Annotated in this window: 18 protein-coding genes and 1 riboswitch; of the genes, 11 read left to right on the forward strand and 7 right to left on the reverse strand. The window is 44.3% G+C overall.

Annotation, left to right across the window (positions count from 1 at the left end; genetic code table 11):
- The first annotated feature begins 468 nt into the window (after positions 1 to 468).
- Positions 469 to 1,440, forward strand: coding sequence for a LysR family transcriptional regulator (locus VER99_RS08030; protein WP_020336370.1), 972 nt, complete (start codon positions 469 to 471; stop codon positions 1,438 to 1,440).
- Positions 1,441 to 1,476: 36 nt separating this feature from the next.
- On the opposite strand, the gene VER99_RS08035 is transcribed toward VER99_RS08030, so the two are convergent.
- The gene (locus VER99_RS08035; RefSeq protein ID WP_020336371.1) at positions 1,477 to 2,136 is read right to left on the reverse strand and encodes a nitroreductase family protein; all 660 of its coding nucleotides are present in this window, start codon (positions 2,134 to 2,136) and stop codon (positions 1,477 to 1,479) included.
- Between the two features lie 592 nt (positions 2,137 to 2,728).
- Positions 2,729 to 2,829: riboswitch (glycine riboswitch) on the forward strand.
- Between the two features lie 115 nt (positions 2,830 to 2,944).
- Here VER99_RS08035 and VER99_RS08040 point away from each other — a divergent pair.
- The 4 genes from VER99_RS08040 (at position 2,945) to VER99_RS08055 (ending at position 7,526) form a co-directional block, all read left to right on the forward strand.
- A complete protein-coding gene (locus VER99_RS08040; RefSeq protein WP_020336373.1) occupies positions 2,945 to 4,318 on the forward strand; it encodes an alanine/glycine:cation symporter family protein in 1,374 nt (457 codons plus the stop codon).
- A 298-nt stretch (positions 4,319 to 4,616) separates the two neighbouring features.
- On the forward strand, positions 4,617 to 5,630 hold the full coding sequence (locus VER99_RS08045) for a DUF2817 domain-containing protein (protein ID WP_020336375.1): 1,014 nt from the start codon (positions 4,617 to 4,619) through the stop codon (positions 5,628 to 5,630).
- Entirely contained in the window at positions 5,618 to 6,379 is a 762-nt protein-coding gene (locus tag VER99_RS08050; protein WP_024373077.1) for an alpha/beta fold hydrolase, read from the forward strand. The genes VER99_RS08045 and VER99_RS08050 overlap by 13 nt, the downstream gene beginning before the upstream one ends.
- Before the next feature lie 145 nt (positions 6,380 to 6,524).
- Complete coding sequence (locus VER99_RS08055) at positions 6,525 to 7,526, forward strand: LLM class flavin-dependent oxidoreductase (protein ID WP_020336377.1); 1,002 nt, start codon at positions 6,525 to 6,527, stop codon at positions 7,524 to 7,526.
- Between the two features lie 54 nt (positions 7,527 to 7,580).
- Here VER99_RS08055 and VER99_RS08060 read toward each other — a convergent pair whose 3' ends face one another.
- Complete coding sequence (locus VER99_RS08060) at positions 7,581 to 8,216, reverse strand: LysE family translocator (protein ID WP_024373076.1); 636 nt, start codon at positions 8,214 to 8,216, stop codon at positions 7,581 to 7,583.
- A gap of 209 nt (positions 8,217 to 8,425) precedes the next feature.
- Here VER99_RS08060 and VER99_RS08065 point away from each other — a divergent pair, with 209 nt between their 5' ends.
- Together VER99_RS08065 and VER99_RS08070 are read left to right on the forward strand one after the other, a co-directional pair.
- Positions 8,426 to 9,907 (forward strand): carboxypeptidase M32, encoded by a 1,482-nt coding sequence (locus tag VER99_RS08065; protein WP_020336379.1) that lies wholly within the window; start codon positions 8,426 to 8,428, stop codon positions 9,905 to 9,907.
- 191 nt (positions 9,908 to 10,098) lie between these two features.
- Positions 10,099 to 11,061: a ketopantoate reductase family protein gene (locus tag VER99_RS08070; RefSeq protein WP_020336380.1), complete on the forward strand. Its 963-nt coding sequence runs from the start codon at positions 10,099 to 10,101 to the stop codon at positions 11,059 to 11,061.
- Positions 11,062 to 11,217: 156 nt separating this feature from the next.
- On the opposite strand, the gene VER99_RS08075 is transcribed toward VER99_RS08070, so the two are convergent.
- The 5 genes from VER99_RS08075 to VER99_RS08095 form a co-directional block, all read right to left on the reverse strand.
- Positions 11,218 to 13,269, reverse strand: a complete 2,052-nt coding sequence (locus VER99_RS08075; RefSeq protein ID WP_020336381.1) for an FUSC family protein — start codon at positions 13,267 to 13,269, stop codon at positions 11,218 to 11,220.
- Between the two features lie 2 nt (positions 13,270 to 13,271).
- Entirely contained in the window at positions 13,272 to 14,138 is an 867-nt protein-coding gene (locus tag VER99_RS08080) for an efflux RND transporter periplasmic adaptor subunit (protein ID WP_020336382.1), read from the reverse strand.
- A gap of 6 nt (positions 14,139 to 14,144) precedes the next feature.
- The gene (locus tag VER99_RS08085; RefSeq protein WP_014232005.1) at positions 14,145 to 14,345 is read right to left on the reverse strand and encodes a DUF1656 domain-containing protein; all 201 of its coding nucleotides are present in this window, start codon (positions 14,343 to 14,345) and stop codon (positions 14,145 to 14,147) included.
- 274 nt (positions 14,346 to 14,619) lie between these two features.
- Positions 14,620 to 15,570: an LpxL/LpxP family Kdo(2)-lipid IV(A) lauroyl/palmitoleoyl acyltransferase gene (locus VER99_RS08090; RefSeq protein ID WP_020336383.1), complete on the reverse strand. Its 951-nt coding sequence runs from the start codon at positions 15,568 to 15,570 to the stop codon at positions 14,620 to 14,622.
- Between the two features lie 376 nt (positions 15,571 to 15,946).
- The gene (locus VER99_RS08095; RefSeq protein ID WP_014232007.1) at positions 15,947 to 16,303 is read right to left on the reverse strand and encodes a hypothetical protein; all 357 of its coding nucleotides are present in this window, start codon (positions 16,301 to 16,303) and stop codon (positions 15,947 to 15,949) included.
- Between the two features lie 363 nt (positions 16,304 to 16,666).
- Here VER99_RS08095 and metA point away from each other — a divergent pair, with 363 nt between their 5' ends.
- The 4 genes from metA (at position 16,667) to VER99_RS08115 (ending at position 22,299) form a co-directional block, all read left to right on the forward strand.
- Positions 16,667 to 17,608: a homoserine O-acetyltransferase MetA gene (gene metA / locus VER99_RS08100; protein ID WP_014232008.1), complete on the forward strand. Its 942-nt coding sequence runs from the start codon at positions 16,667 to 16,669 to the stop codon at positions 17,606 to 17,608.
- A gap of 149 nt (positions 17,609 to 17,757) precedes the next feature.
- On the forward strand, positions 17,758 to 18,480 hold the full coding sequence (pilW, locus tag VER99_RS08105) for a type IV pilus biogenesis/stability protein PilW (RefSeq protein WP_020336385.1): 723 nt from the start codon (positions 17,758 to 17,760) through the stop codon (positions 18,478 to 18,480).
- 166 nt (positions 18,481 to 18,646) lie between these two features.
- On the forward strand, positions 18,647 to 21,811 hold the full coding sequence (locus VER99_RS08110) for a response regulator (protein ID WP_020336386.1): 3,165 nt from the start codon (positions 18,647 to 18,649) through the stop codon (positions 21,809 to 21,811).
- An 11-nt stretch (positions 21,812 to 21,822) separates the two neighbouring features.
- The gene (locus tag VER99_RS08115; RefSeq protein ID WP_020336387.1) at positions 21,823 to 22,299 is read left to right on the forward strand and encodes a hypothetical protein; all 477 of its coding nucleotides are present in this window, start codon (positions 21,823 to 21,825) and stop codon (positions 22,297 to 22,299) included.
- The last annotated feature ends 1 nt before the right edge of the window (position 22,300 follow it).

Raw genomic sequence — 22,300 nt, forward strand, 5'->3', positions numbered from 1 at the left:
ATCCATTCAATGCATTGGAAATGAATACGTAGTGTTATGATGTAACAAAATGAAGCGTTATCACAGAACTCGATAGTGGTTGCAAAATGTTACCTTAATGTAATGAATCCACATCCCCATTACTTTTTCGCAACAAATAAAAACCAAGTGAAAGGATGAAGAGAATGCAACATCGCCTGTCATGAGTATCTTGCTCCAGGAGCTATATCGTGACTTCATCAGAATGAATAAAGAGAGATGGAATAACTCAGAGTCATATTGTGCAAATGATAAGGAAGGCATCGGCAGCGCTGAACATATTAGGTTTAAACGGTAACATAACAAGACGCTAAGAGAAGCCTAACTGGTTTGTACCCAGTTTCGAACTAGCTTCGGGAAGTGGCTAGCTCCACAAAATACGAGCTATGATCTGGTTCTAATGAACTGTTATTTTCTAGCTTTTACTCCCCCTGATTTGATAGGAACATCATGGTCAACTCCAACCAAATTCTGCTGTTTGTCGATGTCGTACAGCAAGGCTCGTTTTCCAAAGCGGCAGCGCTCAATGAGATGGATAACTCCTCGCTCTCTAAACAGATCAAGCGTCTTGAGAGCGATCTGGGCGTGCAGTTACTGAATCGTTCTACGCGCTCATTTTCAATGACCTCAGCCGGTGAGGAGATCTTCCGTTACGGACAAACTCTGCGCAATACCTTGCAAGAGATCCAACTCTCCGCAGATGCCTATCAGGAAAAACCCAAAGGAGTCTTGCGTATCACGTCGCCCAGTTATTTTGGTCATCAATATTTACGGCCAGTGATCACCGAGTTTATGCGCGCCCACCCCGATGTGCAGATCCACCATTCGTTGGACGACAGAAAATCTGACATTATCTCTGATCATTACGATCTCGCATTTCGCTTGAGCAAATTGTCCGACTCAAGCTTGATCGCTAAAACTATCGCCAAATCTCACTTTATCTTAGTGGCTTCAAACCGCTTTGTTAAAGAGTATGGTTTGCCAACCTCGCCGAAGGAACTTAACGCTTTGCCTGCGGTGATCTACAGCAATAATGATGTCACTTTGGATACTTTTACTATCAGTGAAACTGCCAATGGCGAGGATTATCAAGAGTATAAGATGCAAGGACGCTATCGGGTTAATGATGTGCGCACCCTGATTGAAGCGGTCAGAGATGGCGTCGGTTATGCGCGTCTTGATGCCTCAAACCTGTCGCAACCACTCTCTGAGCTTGGATTGGTACAACTGCTTCCCAAGCACAACATTGTCACGCAGGATAAGGCTATTTACGCCCTCTATCCGCACCGTAAACAAACTCGGCTGGTTCAAGCGTTTATAAGCGCAGTAGAGGCATACATAGGCAACCCACCACGCTGGCTTGAGTATATCGAGGCCAAAACTCCGCTAAATGAAGATAAAAAAACCACCCAAGCTGAATGACTCGGGTGGCTTAGTGATTCTATCTTGTTTTATTAATTACAGGGTAACCAGAACATCTTCTGCTGCAAGGCGAGATTTAGGTAAACCGTAGTTGTAGTCTTCGCCTTCAAGATGGTAACCCATCGCCAGTGCAAACTCACATACGTAGCCATCAAGCTCTTTCTCGAAGATTTTGCCGATCATTTCAGGATCGACGCCCTCCATTGGTGTTGAAGCAATGCCAAGGCGTGCCAACACATGCAGAGTATTACCTAGGGCAATGTAGGTTTGCGCTTTAGTCCAGTGACCATTAAAGCCAAGTTCATTGGTTTGTGACTCTGCAAATCCGAATGCTCCATTGAGCATGTTGTCATACATCTCTGCTGGTAAGTGACCTGAAGAAACTTCCACATCGACGACTTTGCGATAATCATCTTTGGTAAACTTCGGGTTGTGCGCAAACAAAATGATGTGTGACGCTTCTTTCGCGTGCGGTTGATTAAACTGGTGCATGTTCGCGAAAGTATCGTGAAAACGTTGCTTCGCTTCATCGCTCTCAATCACGATGAACTTCCATGGCTGTGAGTTGATCGAAGATGCTGACAAACGGATCGCTTCTTTGATTACATCCATATCTTGTTGTGAAATACGCTTACTTGCGTCATATTTTTTCGCTGTGTAGCGACGATTCAAATCTTGGATGATTGGATGTGACATTTATAATTCCTTATTGCGTTACCGATGCGGTGCATATTACCTATCACGAGGTAACAGAAACAGAGCCATTTTGGCCAATCATTATGGAATAAATTGTCCATAATTTCTTTTGATCAATCTATGTAATAGCCGGGTGGGATTCTTCAGTTGGCAATTTACCTGTTGTCGAGGTCTACCGCCCCACTTCAGGCAGTTTTTCTGCCTCTCTAAGGGTAATTATCAATTAATTAACGGAACCCAGTACTATTTGTTGCTTATTAAGGTGACTACTCAAGACTTGCTGAACCGTGCTCAAACCAAGTTTAAATTGGCATACAAACTGGGGTACAAATTGTGCTTTTCACTCAAAAACAACTTGAAACCTACATCACACTTTTGATAGATTACCTGCGTTAGCGAAAGCTAACTATCTGATTATCTGAAACTTTTTAACATTTTAGTAACATTCGCTAAGTTTGTGAATCATTTCAGGTAATTGTTCCGATGAAGACTGCAGGAGAGTGGTTATTAATCAAAATTTAATTTTTGATTAGCATAACCTGCCGAAGAATTAACTATTTCAGGTGCTACTTAGGTAGCGGGGACTGTAGTTGGAGGAACCTCTGGAGAGAACCGTTTAATCGGTCGCCGAAGGAGCAAGTCCTGTGTCATGCACAGGGTGAAACTCTCAGGCAAAAGGACAGAGGAGTGGAAAGTTGTAACCTAACTATTTGGCGTTCCCGTCTTTTAAATAGCTTTGTTCTATTAGAGATCTTGTATCTCGCCCTTTCCCTCTTCTCCTTATTAGTTGTTTTATTAAGGGGAAATCATGAACGACCTACAATCTTTACTTCAAACCATCGATAACTTTGTCTGGGGTCCACCACTACTGCTTTTGCTTGTGGGTACCGGTGTTTACTTCACTTTTAGCCTCGGCTTAATCCAGTTTAAACATCTACCGACCGCGTTAGTGATGGTATTTAGTAAAGATAAGTCATCTGATAAACAGGGTGACGTTTCTAGCTTTGCAGCATTATGTACTGCACTTTCAGCCACTATCGGTACTGGTAATATCGTTGGTGTTGCTACTGCAATTAAACTTGGTGGCCCGGGGGCCTTGTTCTGGATGTGGCTTGCTGCACTATTCGGAATGGCAACCAAATACGCTGAGTGTCTACTTGCAGTAAAATACCGCCAAGTTGATGATAAAGGCCAAATGATCGGTGGCCCGATGTACTACCTACAATATGGTGTAGGATCTAAAGCACTGGCGATCATGTTCGCTGTATTTGCTTTAGGTGTGGCTTGTTTTGGTATCGGTACTTTTCCTCAAGTGAACGCGATTTTGGATGCGACAGAGATTTCTTTCGGTGCTAACCGTGAGCTATCTGCTTTCATCCTGACTTTATTAGTCGCTTTTGTCACTTTAGGTGGTATCAAATCTATTGCTAAAGTCGCTGGTAAAGTTGTACCAACCATGGCTGTATTCTATGTATTAGCGTGTCTAAGCGTGATTATCATGAATGCAGACCAACTACTGAATGCTATTGAATTAGTGTTGGTATCAGCCTTCACTTCTACTGCAGCAACCGGTGGTTTCCTGGGTGCAAGCATCATGCTGGCTATCCAATCGGGTATCGCTCGAGGTGTATTCTCAAACGAATCTGGCTTGGGTAGTGCACCAATGGCGGCGGCAGCAGCGAAAACCGATTCTTGTGTCAAACAAGGTCTGATTTCCATGACAGGTACCTTCTTCGATACCATCATCATTTGTACTATGACCGGTCTTGCTCTTATCCTGACTGGCGCATGGCAAAGTGACTTCTCTGGCGCAGCAATGACGACCCACGCTTTTGCGGTTGGTTTAAATGCTGACACATTTGGTCCTATGCTGGTATCAATTGGTCTGATGTTTTTCGCCTTTACGACCATTCTTGGTTGGAACTACTACGGTGAGCGTTGTGTCGTGTTCTTGTTCGGCACTAAAGCGGTACTGCCATACAAACTAATTTTTGTTGGTTTAGTCGCTTCAGGCGCGTTCCTGCATCTGGACATGATTTGGATTCTGGCTGACATCGTAAATGGACTGATGGCCATTCCGAACTTGATCGGTTTGATTGCACTCCGCCAAGTCGTTGTAGAAGAAACCAAAAGATACTTTGCGCACGTTACATCGGCTATGGGCGATAAAGTGACGGCATAGTTCTTTACCAATTTAGAAACGTTAGTAACATGATGCGAAGCCTACCAGCTTCGCATTTTTTATTCCTAGTTACTCAGACTGAAACAAATACTTCACCAAACCAACATTCAACCCGTTCTACACTTATGCCAGTCTGGACAAATAGATGATTTCGTTTTCGTCAAGGAAATCGATTAGTGCAGCGGATCGTTATTCGAACAGCAAGTGCAATTAGGCAGTGTGCTACGTTGTCAACTGACGATAATGATCAAGTCTTTATTTTGAATGGTATCACTTCAAACCCTATCTGAGCATCGAGATGACTGGACACATTCTTCGTGAAATACAGCACATAGAGCAACTCGCGGAGCAATACCCTCAGCATATACGCCTACACCTTCTTGACGACGTCTATTATAAAGATAAATCGCTACCGATTTATGCGCTTGAATTAGGCTCAACCAACAACGATGCACCTTGTCTGTTTTTTACCGGCGCGATCCACGGTGTCGAACGTATCGGTAGCCAGATAATTCTCGCCTTTCTGAAGAGTTTGCTAAGAAGATTGGAATGGGATGGGCAACTTAACGAGTCTCTCAATAATTTGCGAATTATCGCGGTTCCCGTTGTGAATCCTTGGGGTGTGGCACTTAAAAAGCGGGCAAATCACAATGGCGTGGATTTAATGCGTAATTCACCGATTAATAGTGATAACCCTGTTTATCACCTTTATGCCGGACAAAGTTTTAGCTCCTGTTTGCCTTGGTATCGAGGAAATCCAAACGAAATGGAGCATGAGCTCCAGGTATTGTCACGTTACGTTTTAAATGTCACAAAGCAGTCTCGCACCACCATTCTTTTGGATCTGCATAGTGGATTTGGTACTCGCGATCGACTGTGGTTTCCTTATGCCCATCACACAAATCCTCCGAGCAACCTAGCTCAATATTATTTACTTTACCGGCTATTTCGCAAAAGCTATCCACACTATGAACTCTATCAGTTTGAACCTCAGTGGCATCAATACACCACTCATGGTGATTTCTGGGACTGGATGCTGATCCAACATCAAGCGCAATCCGAGTATCATTTTTTGCCGCTAACCCTAGAGTTAGGGTCATGGCTGTGGGTGAAGAAAAACCCAATTCAAATGCTGCGATTTAGTCAGCTTTTTCATCCGACTAAATCCCACCGTATTAAACGAGTTCAGCGCCGTCATAGCACATTTTTAAGCTATTTAATTCAGGTGCTTAATAATGATTTGATAGCAAACATGGATGCGAATGTAGAAAAGAAATATACGGAAAAGGCAACAAAGCTATGGTACCGATAGTATTAGTGAGAGGGTTGCTAAGAGAGAGTGGTCATTGGCAAAGTATGCTCAATGCACTGACAAAAATCTCACCAGAGTTGATTATCATCACACCTAACGTACCTGGGAATGGTGAAAAATATCGTGAACTCAGCCCGCTGAAGATTGAACAGATGCTCCCATCCATGCTCGAGCAACTCCCTGGCCAGTGTGAACATTATCATCTGGTCGCCATTTCAATGGGATCAATGCTTGCAAGCCACTGGGCACATACCCTACCCGATCAAGTTGCCAGCTTAACCCTGATCAATCCGAGCTTTTCTCGTTACAGTCCGTTTTGGCGCAGAATCAACATCAAAGCGCTGTTCAGCATCGCAGTTTCTAGGTTAAAAGGAAACGAGGCTTTCCAACAATCGATTCTAAAATGGACCAGCCCAGTCAGTGTCAATCAGCCAGACGCTCTCGCACACCATATCAAGCTCGCTCAACAACATCCCGTCAGCGTCCGTAATGCTATTCGTCAGCTTTGTGCGGCAGCACAATTTAAAGGCCAAAGTTCGCCACCTGCTTGTCCGAGCCAAGTTATCGTCAGCACAGCAGATAAACTGGTTGATAGCCGATGTGGGGAAGCCATTGCTAAAGCCTGGCAAATCGAAATAGTACATTTTGATTGTGATGCGCACGACTTACCATTAGCACAGCCCCAAGCACTTACCAATTACCTGCTCCATTGGCTAGAGAGGGTTGAACTGGCGAAACATGATTCCTAGTTGGATTGGTTTGATTACACTGCGAATTTCTTCTAAGCATATTCCTTAGTGATAACCTGATTGCGTTTCATTGACGAATTAGGGGTTTATTTCGTACTACAAAGGCTCCACTTTATATGAACGAAGAAAAAAACTCTGAGGTCATATGCCATTCCTACGAATCTCCATCTTAGATCTAGCGCCCGTTGCAGAAGGCTCCAACTATACGGAAACCTATAAAAAGTCGGTATCCCTAGCCCAACATGCAGAAAAACTGGGCTACCACCGTTTTTGGCTGGCAGAGCATCACAACATGCCAGACATAGCCAGTGCAGCGACTTCAGTGCTGATGAGTCATATTGGCGCTCAAACTGAAAGCATTCGTCTTGGTTCTGGTGGCGTCATGCTTCCAAATCACGCGCCTTTAGTCATTGCAGAGCAGTTTGGCACATTAGAAGCTCTATATCCGGGGCGTATTGATCTCGGACTAGGACGAGCGCCAGGAACCGACTACTCGACCATGCATGCCCTGCGCCGAGACCCGGAAAGAATGGACCCGGACTTCGCTGAATTACTCGAAGAGTTACAGTTCTTTATGGGGCCAGTTTCTAAATCACAGCCAGTAAAAGCCTGCCCGGGCGCAGATTCTTCGGTTCCAATTTGGTTACTGGGCTCAAGTACGTATAGCGCGCACCTTGCCGCCGTTAAAGGACTTCCCTTTGCCTTTGCTGCACACTTCGCACCAGATGCAATGCTACGCGCGTTGGACATTTATCGAACGAATTTCCAACCATCAGAGCAACTTGATAAACCTTACGTGATGATTGGCGTTAACGTGGTCGTTGCCGAGACCACTGAAGAGGCCAATTATTTAGCGACGACGGAATATCAGAAATTCTTGCAGTTGATCCGCGGTGGCCAAGGTAAAATTCCTGCCCCTGTTACCGACATGGATCAGCTCTGGCAACCACATGAAAAACATCAGGTCACTCATCAGCTCAGAGAGTCGATTCACGGTGACAAAGCCCTTGTATTGGAGAAACTCAACTCGCTGCTAGAACGTACTCAAGCGGACGAAATCATTGCCCACTCGATTATCTTTGATCACGAGAAAAAGCTGCGTTCTTATGAACTGCTCGCTGAGCTAAAAAGCGAACAAATGCAGTAACCAGAATAAAAAAGAGCGACTAACCAGTCGCTCTTTCACTTATCTGTATGAAGACTACTTGTCTTCTAACATCAACTTAATGCCAAGCCCCACCAGCACTACACCAGTCGTGCCTTCCATCCAGTTCATGAAACGTGCGCTTTTCAGTAAGTTTTTCGCCGATGTTAACGCCCCTGCCAAACCACATTGCCAAACCATGGCGATAACAAAATGGATTGCCGCCATAAATGTCGACTGTAAAAATGCCGAGCCTTCTGGGTTGATAAACTGAGGTAAGAATGCGAGATAGAAAACCGCAGTTTTCGGGTTTAAAACATTAGACAAAAATCCCTCTCTCAATGAACGAGAGAAGCTGAATTCGTGACGGGTAATTCCCCTAGAAGCATCTTGCGGTGCTGCCGTGTTGTTCCATAACCCTTTCAGCGTCGTAAAGCCTAAATAGATAAGGTAAGCCGCACCGACCATTTTAACCATATGGAACAATTCTGCAGACTGGGCAAGGATCGCAGAAATACCGATCGCGGAAAATGTCGCGTGAACAAATAACCCAAGGCAAATACCAAGGCTAGTGACCGCTCCATCAGTAAATCCACCCCGAGACGAATTACGAATGACTAACGCGGTATCCAATCCCGGAGTGAGCGTCAGTATGGTTATAGCGATTAAAAACGCTTCAAAATTTTGTATCAAGCTTACATCCACCAAGCAAAGAGAGAAACTTCTCCTTTATTGTCATATTTACGCTGTCATTTCAATGAATTTTGATTGCTTACCCGTAAAATCCTTTCACAGATGTTGATAAAACAAATTGGAATAAATCCAACTTTCTGCGTGAATAACTTGGTAAGCCTTTGTAGGGTTGGTAAACTTTTGTTTTCTATAGTCATGGAAGGCGGCACATGAGCGCATTCGAAAAACTCAAAAAACACTCATTAAAACTCTCAAACTTTCAACACCTCGCGGCGATCTGCGGCTGGGATCAAGCGGCAGTTATGCCAAACGGTGGCAGTCAGGCTCGCTCAGAAGCCATGGCAGAGTTGTATGTTCATATGCATAACTTACAAACGCAGCCACAACTATCAGACTGGTTTGCGCAGGCAGAGCAAGAGACGCTAAACGCTCAAGATAGCGCGACGCTTCGCGAGCTAAAACGTAACTGGCAGCAAGCGAATGTTCTGCCAGAAGACCTGGTGCAAGCAAAATCGCTAGCGGGTTCTAAGTGTGAACATGCCTGGCGTACTCAACGTGGTGAAAATGATTGGCAAGGTTTTGAAAAGAACTGGGCAGAAGTCGTCAAACTGTCTCAGGAAGAAGCCCAAATCCGCGCTGAAGTAACTGGTCTTTCAGCTTATGATGCAATGCTTGATATTTATGAACCGGGCACAACCACTGCATCATTAGACGCTTTATTCAGCGACGTAAAAACTTGGCTTCCAGAAATGATTGACCAAGCGATCGAAAAGCAATCTGCTGAGAATTTCATTGAGCCTAAAGGTACCTTTTCGAGCGATACACAAAAAGCCCTGGGCTTGGATGTGATGAAGCTTCTGCAATTCGATTTCGAACATGGCCGACTCGACGAAAGTGTCCACCCATTTTGTGGTGGCGTTCCAACAGATGTTCGTATCACCACGCGCTATGATGAAAGCGAGTTTGTTCAATCTCTGATGGGTATTGTTCACGAGACAGGTCATGCTCGCTATGAACAAGGCTTGCCGAAATCTCTGGCTGGGTTACCGTCTGGTCAGGCTCGTTCTATGGGAATTCACGAATCTCAATCTTTGTTCTTTGAGATGCAGATTGGTCGTAGTAATGCGTTTATTGAGCACTTAGCACGTCTTGCTGGCGCTCACTTCACCGACCACGACCCTAAGTTATTCTCTCAAGACAATTTCCAAAAACTGTACACGCGAGTGAAGAAAGACTTCATCCGTGTCGATGCCGATGAGATGACCTACCCTGCTCACGTTATCTTGCGTTACGAGATCGAACGTGACTTGATGAATGGTGTGATCAAGCATACCGACGTCCCTGAGTTGTGGGATCAAAAGATGCAGGCCTACTTGGGCTTATCAACCAAAGACAACTACAAAAACGGCTGCATGCAGGATATCCACTGGACTGATGGCGCATTCGGGTACTTCCCAAGTTACACATTAGGTGCGATGTATGCGGCTCAGTTCATGGCGGCGATGAAGAAAACGGTGGACGTTGACGGTGCTATCCAAAGTGGTGATTTAAGCCCTATCTTCACTTGGCTGTCAGATAATATCTGGAGCAAAGGCAGTCTCTTCACAACTGAAGAGTTAGTGCAGCAAGCGACGGGTGAAACTCTGAATCCAACCCACTTCAAACATCACTTGGTCAATCGATATTTATAAGAGCCAGTAGTTAGGTGTCCTACTGGGCACCTAACTCAGAAATTACATTAGGCTTGAGTCAAATACTGACTCTCCACCCCAATAAAATGGCGTACGCCGGAGCTTTCTGGCGGTCGATGCTCTGGATGAAAATCGATTCAGAAAAAATACTGAAATTACAAATACAACAGCGTTAGTAAAAAGGAAATACCATGAAATTTGCGATGTTAGGTGCAGGAGGCATCGGTTGTTATTTTGCAGCCCGACTCATTGATGCTGGCCATGAGTGTGTATTAGTTGCAAGGGGTGAGCACTTAGAAGCATTACAAACTAATGGACTGCATCTGGAGCACCCTGACTTTCAGTATCATTCTTCGGTTGAAAGCACTGACGTGACAGGATTATGTCAAGGCTATTCTTGTGACCATTTTGATTTGTTAATCCTTGGCGCAAAAAGTGGCGCAACAAGTTCAATGCTTGATGAAATGAAGCCTTGGTTAGCACATGGAAGCACGCCTGTGTTGTCCATTCAAAACGGAGTAACCAATGAGGAACACATTGAGCTGCAAGTGGGACGAGAACGAACAATTGGTGGGTTAGGAAATTATATCAGTGGCCATATTGAAAGTCCGGGACATGTAAAAGTACAAGGAGCGGGACAAATCGAGTTTGGCGCGTGGCCGAATACAGAAAGTAATCCAACAATGGCTGAGCTTTGTCATACATTAGAAGCTGTTTTTAAGGGGGCTGGCATACAGACTCGTCTTTATGAAGATGTCCGTTATGCGCTATGGCGAAAACTCGTTTTGAATAATGGTGTCAATCCTCTGACCGCATTGACTGCTCAAAAAACAGGTTTTGTAACCACAGACCCTATTTTAAGTCGTACCGTTCGCAACATGATGGAAGAGACGGCTCGCGCTGCAAATGTGGCTGGCGTAAAAATATCCGCTGCTGATGTAGAAGAAATGTTTGACTTAATCAGCAATTTTGGCGACATCAAAACTTCCATGCAAGTTGATATGGAACGTGGTCGTAGTTTGGAAGTAAACGAAATCTGCGGGCCGGTGATCGAGTATTGTCGAAAAATCAGCCAACCTGCAGAAACGACTGAACTGATTTACAGGTTATTGGTAAACGCCGACGAGTTAAACATAAAACCCATACAATTCTGAGGTCAACCTTTCGGACTAGTTGACGGCAACAAAGCCTGAAACATCATCTGCGCCGATATCGCGTTTACAAAATCAGGCCGGTAGTAATTTGAGAGTAAAAGTCCTCCTGAGTAACAAAGGACATCCAATGATGTCCTTTGCCTTACACATCTCTAGTTAGGCTTTTTCTGCCGCGATGGCTTGTGCGCTACGTTCAAGAGTCAGTTGAATGCGTTCACACATACCAGTCAGTATGTCTTTCTGCTCCTGCAAAAAACCAAATTCATCCAATCTCGACAACAGTGACTCATTGGCAAGCTGAAACCTCGGGTCTTCTTTACCATGAAAAGCGTTAAGGTACGCATTCGCCAAAGCTTCCTGCCAGAATTTCAAAGATGAATCCAATTGATTATCTGCGACTCTTCGAACAATACGATGTAAACGCATGGAAACATGACCAAAATTTAATCCGGTTAACGCCAGGTCTGTAACGTTTCTCTCTGAACTGAGTGCTTTATCATAAGTCGAAATTCTTAATAACCGATCCCCCATGCGCGCATTGAACCACAGCTCTGGCGCGGTGTGCTTATCCATATCAATAAGATCACGTTGAGTCGCTTTCATCAGGCGCGACTGCATGAGTGGTAAACTTGGGCCTGTGACTAATTTGAAAATCCAGTAAAGCACCGTTACACCAACAAAAATGGCCATCCCATTACTGATCGTCGTGTTAATGGTTAGTGCCCGGGTCATATCTGTACTCGGCATAACGAAGGTAGTAAACGGGATACAAATTCCAAGACCGTACGGTAAGGTTGCTCGATTCGCTAACGCCAGCAAGCCTAAGAAATATGGACCAGCCAGTATGAGCACTAGCAGCTCAAAATCTTTACTGCTTGCCGCGACTAACGGTAGTGCATAAAAAATGGCCAATGGTAAGGCGATAACAATACCTACCAGTAACCGCTTCAACACTGTGGTAAGAATAGCCATTGGTAAGCGAGCCATCATGATTGAAAACACCACCGGCAGTATCATAATCATCATGACCGAGGATGAGCCCGTCCCCACCCAGAGCCCGGCGCCAACCAGAAATAGCAACACACTGCGAAGCCCGGTAGTAATGCCAACTAACGGATCACGATGGCTTTGGAAACTCGGAGCATTCAAATTGGTCGTCTCTTTGCTGGATAACTTGGCGTAACCTTTCAACAAAACAATCAACTCAGCACTCAACTCAAGAGCAATCTTAAGTAACCGTTTTTGCAGCGGAGTTTTCTCACTAACCTGATTGGCATATTCCATCTGCTTGCGGCGCAGTGACTGGACAATAGCGTAGCACTCATCATAATCTCTTGAGGTTGCCATTTGCGTAAAGCTCGTGCGCATTGAGTCCAGTACTGGCTCAAGAACCTCGCCGACAAGCTCCGGATGGCGTCGCTGTAAGCGCCCGAATATCTGCACCAGAGCCAATAGCGACAACACGCTATTACCAATCGCATTGGCAGCTCTGCTTTGACCTAAACCTTCCGGCCCTTCAAAGCTCACTGCACTGGAGTCATCACTCAGAGCCGTCACCGATTCGAGTATGCTATCAATTGTGTGGTGACGTTCCTGGTGAGTACCATTTTTATCCAGCTCAATGACTAAATAGCCTAACGTCTGGTTAATCACGTTCCTCGCGTTGACTACCAGACCATCTTTCACTTTCACTGGCCAAATCAGTTTACTGACCAGAGTCGCACAGATAACACCAATGACTATCTCACTAATTCGGGCCTGAGCAATGTCGAAAACGCGCTGGCTGCTCGCCATCTCTGGCTGAATCATAACAAGCAAACAGACTAAACACGCTGTCATGCCAGCCATCGCAAAGGCGTAGACTAAATTCTGGCGGCGCACCATTGCTGATAGTCCAGAGTTGATGCCCAACCAGAGCGCCAATAAGCCGAGTGCTATTTCAGGGTAAGGTGCGAACCATTGAAGAATCGTGATACCGACAAAACCGCCAACCAGTGTGCCGATAATCTGGTACATGCCCTTTTCAACAACCAAACCACCCTCAGGGCGGATTTGCAGAAATACCGCACCAATTAACGCCCAATACGGTCGGTCCAGATTCAGGAACATGGCGATGTACAGAGACAGCGCCATCGCAATCACGCCCTTTATAGCAAACTTTATCGCCTGTTTGTCAGGGAAAATTAGACTATTAAACAGTGCTTGCATGGTTACTGCATGTTCTCATCTAAATGAATAGAAACGGTCATCCCGGCACTAAGATTTAAATCATCAGGGTATTCATCCAATTGGATATCCACCGGGATTCGTTGCGCTAAACGGACCCAGTTAAAGGTCTGCTGAACCTGTGGTAACAATTGGCTGTTAGCGGTCGTGTTACTGTCAGCAATCGCGTCACCAATACTCGTAACCGTTCCGGTTAATGCTTTACCGCCACTCATTAGGGTGATCTTTGCCTTTTGGCCAAGTTTGATCAGTGGTATTTTTGTTTCTTCAAAATACCCCGTCACATAAAAAGAGTTCGCTTTGACCAATGAAAGTACGGATTTACCCTGACTGACATAATTACCAACGCGAAGAGTCAAATTGATGATACTGCCATCCGCTGGCGCTTTGATAACGGTACGATCTAGGTTGATTTGGGCACTGGCAAGTTGGGCCTGCGCCAGTTTGTAATTGGACTTGGCAAGTTCCGTAGTGATACGGGCGCTCTCCGCTGTTTCTTCACTAATCAATTGCTTATTGGTTAATGTCTCACGACGTGAGTACTGATGTTTTGCTAATTCCCATGCATATTTTTTATTTTCAACCTGCGCTTCCAGCTCGGCTATCGCCGCTTTATAACGAGCATCGTCAACGGTGAAAATAACATCGCCTTTTTTGACATCCTGATTGTCACTGACCTTAACATCATTAACCCAACCAGAAACATCCGGAGCAATCGTTATCACGTGAGCCCTTATTCGTCCATCACGGGTCCAAGGCGAATACAGATAATGTTGCCAAATCCAATGGCCAAGAATAACGGCAATAACCAAAGTCGTAAGAGTGAGGGAGATGCGAACGAATTTTCCCATAGATGATTAGCTCCCAAATAGATAAATGACTAACGCGAGATAACAGACATACAAGCTGACTTCAAACCAAGGTGCCTTCCACAGTTTTGCGTATAAGCCTGATTTATGCAGCACAAAACGCGTACTCCATGACAGTAAAAAAGCAAGAGGCATAAAAACCACCAACGGACTAAACAGAAGCCCGGCAAAAGCTAACTCGTCAAACATAGGGCATAGTTCTCGATTCTTGGTGTTGGCTTGATAAAAACGGATTGTTAGAAAAGCTTAGTACATTCACTATACAACCCAATGAATGTAAAAAAAATAGCAGATTAAACAGGTTAGAAATGACAGGCCTCAGTGATCTAGCCTATCGAGAGAAAAGAGGCTCAATCCCCGTATCGTTTCACTTATCCAAATAAAAAGCCCCCAATAATCGTGAACGATTGGGGGCTTCAAAATGTTAAACCACTACTTAGCATTAACAGCTAAAAACGATTCACTAACTCATCGCAGGGATTAACTGAGGATTGTACAAACAATCTTCACCTTGCGGTCTGGTTTTAAATCGGCGGTGCAACCACATGTATTGACTAGGGCTAGCCATAATCGACTCTTCAACAATTTTATTGATAAAAATCGCCGCGTTTCTGGTATCACCTTTAGGAAATCCGTCAACTGGCTCCCTGATCGTTAATGTGTAATGGCCATCATCCCCTCTTACCATGGTAAACGGCACAATCGCACAATCTGTTGCATCAACAAGTAAACTGGTGCCTGTTGTGGTACAGGCGTTTTTGACAGCAAACAAAGGCGCAAAGGTCGATCTTCTGGTTCCATAATCATGGTCAGGCGCATACCAAACGCGATTGCCGGAATTCAAAGCGTCCAGCATTCCTCTAACATTTTTACGATCGATCAAAGTACGATTGGAACGCGAACGACCCTTGTACTGAAAATAGTCAAAACAAGGATTGTTATTCGGTCGATAAACACCCATTCCAGATTTTTGAATGCCAAATGCACGTGCACCCAGCTCTAAGTTCATGGAATGAACGGCAAGCATCAACACCCCTTTGCCGTCTTTTTCTAACGCTTCTAGGTGTTCCATCCCTTTTATCGTTACGTGTTTATTAACCCTGCGATCCGGCCAGAACCAAGCCATCGCTGTCTCAAACAGTGCAATGCCAGAATTATCGATGTTAGCTTTCAGTATCGCTTCTCGTTTGCTCTCGTCCATCTTCGGGAAGCAGAGCTCTAAATTGCGACGAATGGTGACCTGACGCTTTTTCATTAATCGCATGGCCAAACGGCCAATACTGCGTCCCAGGAATAATTGAAATTTGAAAGGTAGAAGGCTAAGTAAATACATCACCCCGATGATGAGTAGAGTTCCCCAGTACCGAGGCATTAGGAACCGAGCCTCGAAAACAGGCTCTTTTTGTTTGTTCATGAAAGAATCGCCAGATGTGCCCATCTATAAGTAATTAAAGTTAATGATAATTGCATAAACGTTTATCATTGTTTGCACTTCAAAAAAAGTTAAAGCGCGGGTATTTTATGGATCTTCGACACACTACACAGGGAACCCAAACTGACTTCGAATTAAATTGTAAAGGCGACAAAAGATTTGAGCACGTTAACATTGGTTAGAGTAAATTACCTACATACTTTCATGAACTTTTGAATAAATAGAATTTTCCTACCCGAAAATGCAGCGCATACGCTTTGGAAAGGACGATAAAGAAAGGTGTTAGAAAAATGTGTTGGAAAAACAAGCTAGAAAACTGTGCCACGCTATTGAAAACAGTTGCGGCACAGTGAAAGGATTAATGTAGCGTATTAGCCGCTTTGTGATGCTCCTGAGAAATAACAAAATAGATATGCATATCAATAGGCTCGGGAGTATTGAGTAGCATCTTCCCAACCTCACGCTGAAAGTGTCTGTAGTCTCCAAGCTCATCGATTAAACCCAGCTGTCGATAACTCGATTCACTACTGAACATGCCATAAGCATATTGGTGATGGTGGATATCTTTCTGCTTATCGTAACCAAGTTGCAGCAAGGCAATATCAATTTCATCGGGCGCATAAGTGCTTTTATCGCCAAACATGCTGAGCAGTAAACTGGGAACTTCTTGAGCGATGCTCTGGATTTTCGTTTTTCGCTTAAAAATACCGAACATAGTGTCCTCCAATGACGATTCATCTCAAACTGCAAACCACAGTATTATTTTGAGATGGATAAGTTTTACATGACTCGAATTTTGCTTACTCAGTCAACAAAGCCATATTAGCGTGATCACATAATGACCTTCAAATACAGTTCACTGTGTTTCAATGATGTCTCATCAAAACTTCTGATTTAGTCACAATTAGCCAGCCATGAAGGTATACCAGACACGAAAAGCGCAGATGTATTTATTGTTCAGATCAATGCGCAGGCATTAAACTTGTTTTAAGTCACATTTCGTATCGACATCTATAACGATTTGAGTTAGCTTTAGATGTATAGACGTCTAGATGACTAGAATTAGGGAGAGAAAGTCGTGCCAATTAGAATTCCAGATCAATTACCAGCAACTGACATACTAAGGACAGAGAACATCTTCGTGATGAGTGAGACTCGAGCGGCTAGTCAGGAAATACGTCCGTTGCGAGTACTGATTCTGAATTTGATGCCTAAAAAAATTGAGACTGAAACGCAGTTTTTGCGTTTGCTTTCAAACAGTCCTTTGCAAGTCAATGTCGAATTATTGCGGATTGATGATCGCCCGAGTAAAAATACGCCTACCGAGCATCTGGACAATTTTTATCGTCAATTTGAGATGGTTAAAAATAAGAACTTTGATGGCTTAATTATCACAGGCGCGCCACTTGGCCTAGTACAGTTTGAAGATGTGCTTTATTGGGACCATTTAAAAACAATCATGGAGTGGGCTAAAGATCATGTCACCTCTACCCTTTACGTATGTTGGGCAGCTCAAGCTGGGTTAAAGTTACTTTATGACCTGCCGAAAAAGACGCGTAAAGAGAAGCTTTCAGGTGTTTACCACCATCAAATTCATAACCAGTATCATCCAATATTACGCGGCTTTGATGATACGTTTTTGGCTCCGCATTCTCGCTATGCAGACTTTTCACCTCACTTCCTTGAGGAACATACGGACCTGGATATCTTAGCGACTTCTGATGTGGCTGGCGTTTACCTAGCAACAACCAAAGACAAACGAAACGTATTTGTGACGGGCCACCCTGAGTATGACTCTCATACTCTCCACAATGAGTACATTCGTGATTTGGGCGAAGGAATGGAGCCGGCAATTCCGGTGAATTACTACCCGAACAATAATCCAGACAATGTTCCGAGTGCAAGCTGGAGAAGCCATGGTCACTTGCTGTTCGCAAACTGGCTAAACTACTGTGTTTACCAACAAACACCGTACGATCTTGACCATTTCAGTGAGTCTGCTTTCACTAAAGATGACTAATCCAATGCGTTAACTTTGTGAACCGAGCCGCCATATGGCGGCTTTTTCATATCAGTTTGCAAACCCGCTCGCATAGTAATTTTTCGTCAATAGGTTTTTATCTCGCAATTCTTATCATGCTGTGAGATTTAGGGATACAGGGACGAGAAATGAAAACGATTAAGCTGGGCACACTTTTGCTGATGACTCAATTTTCACTGCTGGGATGCGTTACCGTAAAAGAAGACGGCTCTCCGATCGTTAAGCCCGACCCTATCGCTATGGCAGAGTCCCGTATCGCTCTCGGCTTGGGTTATCTGGAAGGTGGCAGCACTATCCGTGCTCATGACAATTTGCGACAAGCGCTTACTCACGCACCTAACTACTACCGTGCACAACTTTCTATGGCGCACTATTACGAGTCCGTCGGCGAAGAGTCAAAAGCCGAGGAAATGTATAAACGGTCACTCAACCAACATGCCAAAAACGGTAACGTGCTCAACAACTACGGCACGTTTTTGTGTAAACGTGGAGAATATAAAAAAGCAGATCTGATGTTTACACGAGCCATTGAGCAACCCTACTACTATTTGATCCCCGCGAGCTATGAAAACGCCGCGTTCTGCTCTCTTAAATCCAAAGACAACGATAAAGCAAGATATTACTTTACTCGCGCTATTGAGCACGATCCTCACAGACCAAAATCAATACTGCAACTCGCGAAGCTGGAAATTGAGTCGGGTGACTTTACCGATGCCAGAATTCGCTTAATGCGATTCAATCAAATGTATGGGGTAAAAAAGCCCTCATTACAACTTATGGTTGAGCTAGAACGTGTTGCTGGAAACGAGGCTCTGGAAAAAAGGTACAGAACACAACTCGACCAAATGTAACAAATCAGATGAATCAGTTTGAAAGTCCCTGTTTTTAATAGGGAGTCTATTTGAAGTCTTGTCACACTTCTATTCTCTATTTAGTCAGAGTTCTGTTTACCAGGCTAACTATTTAGTTAGATAAACTACACTTTTCATATCAACTTTATGAGTATGGAAGTGTACTGTGAGCGGAATTTTTTCCTGGGATAACTTGTCTGTAAAGCAAAAACTATTTGGCTTAGTTCTTTTGCCAATTGTGCTTTTGCTTATACTGGCAGGCCAGCACGTACACCGCCTTTCAACCCAAGCCCAAGAATTACATAGAGCACAACGATTTACTGACTATATCGATATCGTCTCCTACCTTTACGACTTACCTAATAATCCGCAAGTTAGCGATAAATCCGAGGAAGCGCAGCGACTCACTCTTGAGCTTAAAAAGTGGACGCCTGCGATTTTCGGATCAAATGCCGAGATTTCTAGTCTGTTAACGAGCTTTGAAGAAGCGAATGCCTCATTACTGTCTGCCAAAGAAAATGATGATCGACTGGACGCTATAGAATGGCGAACGGATCTTTATGAGCAGATCCTTCTGAGCTTAGATCAAATCTACTTTAATAATATCAGCCATGAAACCAGTAACGATCTGTCTTCTATTCTCCAGCTGGAATGGCTTATGTTTTGGTCAACCAAAGAGCATCAACTCAGTCATTTTCTCATCCAGTCAGTTGAAAAAGATCAGCACTACGACTCGGATATTCGTGACGAAATTAAGTCACTGGTTCAGAACCAGCAGCTATTGATAGAGCGCTTCGTGACACTGAACGCCAACCAAAAGCAGGTCAACTTGCTCATTGATACCTTTACCGACGATGTGTTTCGAATAAGCCAAGAGTTTCGAACCAGTTTACTTCAAGAACAAGAACTCCAGATGCTTAGCCCTCAACAAATTTCTGACGGTTTGGAAGCGCTAAACAAACGGCTCTCTCTCATCCACGAAATCGACAACAAAATTGAGCAGCAGTTGCAAGCGAGTATCAGTCAGTCGATCACTAGAACAACTCAGCATCGTTTAGTCTTTATCGCTGCCATCTCGCTCGTTACTATCTTGGTGATTAGCCTGACGATCCGACTTATTCGTAAAGTGACCGGAAATTTAAATGTCGTCCTCGAATTCCTTGCTCGCGAGAGTTATAACTCAGACTCACCGCTATCCGAATTGATAAAAGGCAAAGATGAGCTCAGCAGATTTGCCCGTGAAGTCGATAAGCTCAGCTTTGAGCGCGAGCAAACCAAACTGAAATTAACTCAAGCGAAAGAAGACGCAGAAAAAGCAAAAGATGAGGCGATCGAAGCGAGTAAAGCCAAAAGCAGTTTTCTGGCTAACATGTCACACGAAATACGAACGCCGTTAAATGGTGTCATTGGCATCTCTGAAGTCTTGTCAGATACACCTCTGACAGCGGTACAACGCGACTACGTCGATACGATAGAAACCTCATCACAACTGTTGCTGGGCCTTATCAATGACGTACTGGATTTTTCTAAAATTGAATCCGGTATGCTTTTAATTAGTCCACATTCAACGTGCATTCGCGAGTCAATTTACGACATCGCCTCCATCATATGCCCTAAAGCGAAAGAGAAAGGCATTGATGTAAAAGTCAATATCAGCCGAAATACGCCCTACCATGTCATGGTTGACGATCACCGCTTGCGCCAAGTCATCATGAATTTTCTGTCCAACGCAGTAAAGTTTACGGAACAAGGTTATGTACGGCTTTCTGTTACCACTAAAGCGCTCACCGACTCTTGCGCCACCATTGAGTTTGCCGTTGAAGACTCTGGCATTGGGATTGATGAGCAACAGCAACAAATTATTTTTGCTCCCTTCGCTCAAGAAGATAACTCCACAACACGACAATTTGGAGGCACAGGTCTGGGACTCGCCATCAGTACTCAACTTGTCGATTTAATGGGAGGAACGATACAACTGGAATCAGCGAAGGGACGCGGAAGCCGCTTTTTCTTTGAAGTGACCGCCTCGGTTGCTCAGCAACATTTTACTCCTCACCATACGTTAAACCAAAGTCAGATTTGGCTTGTGTGTGATGACGCCGAAATGGAAATGAAACTCCGTGATGAGATGAGCGTCTATCAGATCGACATTCATCAGTCGGTCAATAAACTCAGCGCCTTACCAACCTGGATTAACGATAACGAAAATATCATCATTGTTTACGCTGAGGGCGCACCCAATGTGGCGATCACAACATCAGATTATATGCGTAGGCTTGAAAACCAAAACATTCGCATCTGTTTAATTAAACATTTGCATAGTGACCAATTTGATTTTGGCAAAGTGGTCAGCGTCATTATCACTCAGCCACTACTCGGCCAACGCCTTCTCGCAGCACTTGAAAGATGTGAAGCAAGTTTCTCAGAACCTAACTCACTTCATTCTGCTCCCCTTCACGTTCCCACACTGCCGAACGTCTTGATTGTGGACGACAACACCGTTAATCAAAAGATAGCAGGCCTGCACCTGACTAAAGCGGGGTTTAACTTTGATATTGCCGAGAATGGTGTGGAAGCCGTCGATATGTTCAGAAAGCACCAATACAGCTTGATACTGATGGATTGTATGATGCCAATAATGGATGGTTTTGAAGCCACCGAACACATTCGTCAAATTGAAGCCAGTGAACAACGACCTTTTCGCATCCCGATCATCGCGCTCACCGCGAGTGTGGTCGATGATGATATTCAAAAATGCTTAGCTGTTGGAATGGACGACTACATTCCAAAACCCTTTAAAGCCGACATGTTAAAGGAGAAGTTGGATAAAGCATTTGGTCTTCGCTTTAAAAAACCTTTGAGCGCCGAGAATATACCAGAAGTAAAAGACGTAACCGAAGCCTCACCTTTGCCTGCTCAACGTGTGGGTGAACCAACGATTAATGCTTTGTCACTGAAAACAGAACGAGTTTTGCTGGTAGAAGACAACCGGGTCAATCAAAAAGTAGCGTCGTTACTGTTGGATAAGGCAGGCTATCAATATGAAATTGCAGAAAATGGCCAGGTAGCGGTGGAAAAATTCCAGCAAGATTCCAACTTCGCCGTCATATTGATGGACTGTATGATGCCAGTGATGGACGGTTTCGAAGCAACAAGGCAAATTCGTGCTTTTGAAAAGGAAAACGGGCTTAAAAAAACGCCCATCATCGCGTTAACCGCCAGTGTCGTAGATGATGATATCCAGCGTTGCTTTGACTCAGGGATGGATGCCTATGTGCCAAAACCAGTGAGAAAAGAAAAGCTACTGCATCAAATCGAAACGATGATTTAGGTTAACGGCTTATGGTGAGTCTCGGTCCTCGTTATCGCCCTTCCTCTTGGTCGCTTGCGACAAGCACGTTGATACTGGTTTATCTTCTGATCCTGAGTGAGCCCTTGTACGCCGCTGATAACTACGCCATTTTTTCATTTAACTCAAAGTTTGATGCGCTAACAATAAACAAGGCAAGAAAACTCTACAGAGGTAAAACAAGCCTGTTACAAGGAGAGCGAGTTGAGCTTTCTGACTGGCCAGAAACGTCAACCGAACGGACAGAGTTTTACCGCTACCTTCTTAATAAAAACCTTGCCCAAATGAACGCACATTGGGCGAGTTTGTCGTTCTCAGGTAAAGCCCGCCCGCCCAAAGTCATCGAACAGCCAAGTATCGATGCTCTATTGGCATGGATGCAAGAACAACCCAATCGAATTGGCTACGCACCTGTAAACAGTCTGCCATCTAACGTCCACATTCTATATGTTGTAAGCTCGGAGAATTGAT

The organism is Vibrio natriegens NBRC 15636 = ATCC 14048 = DSM 759 (genome assembly GCF_035621455.1).
GTDB classification, from domain to species: Bacteria; Pseudomonadota; Gammaproteobacteria; order Enterobacterales; family Vibrionaceae; genus Vibrio; species Vibrio natriegens.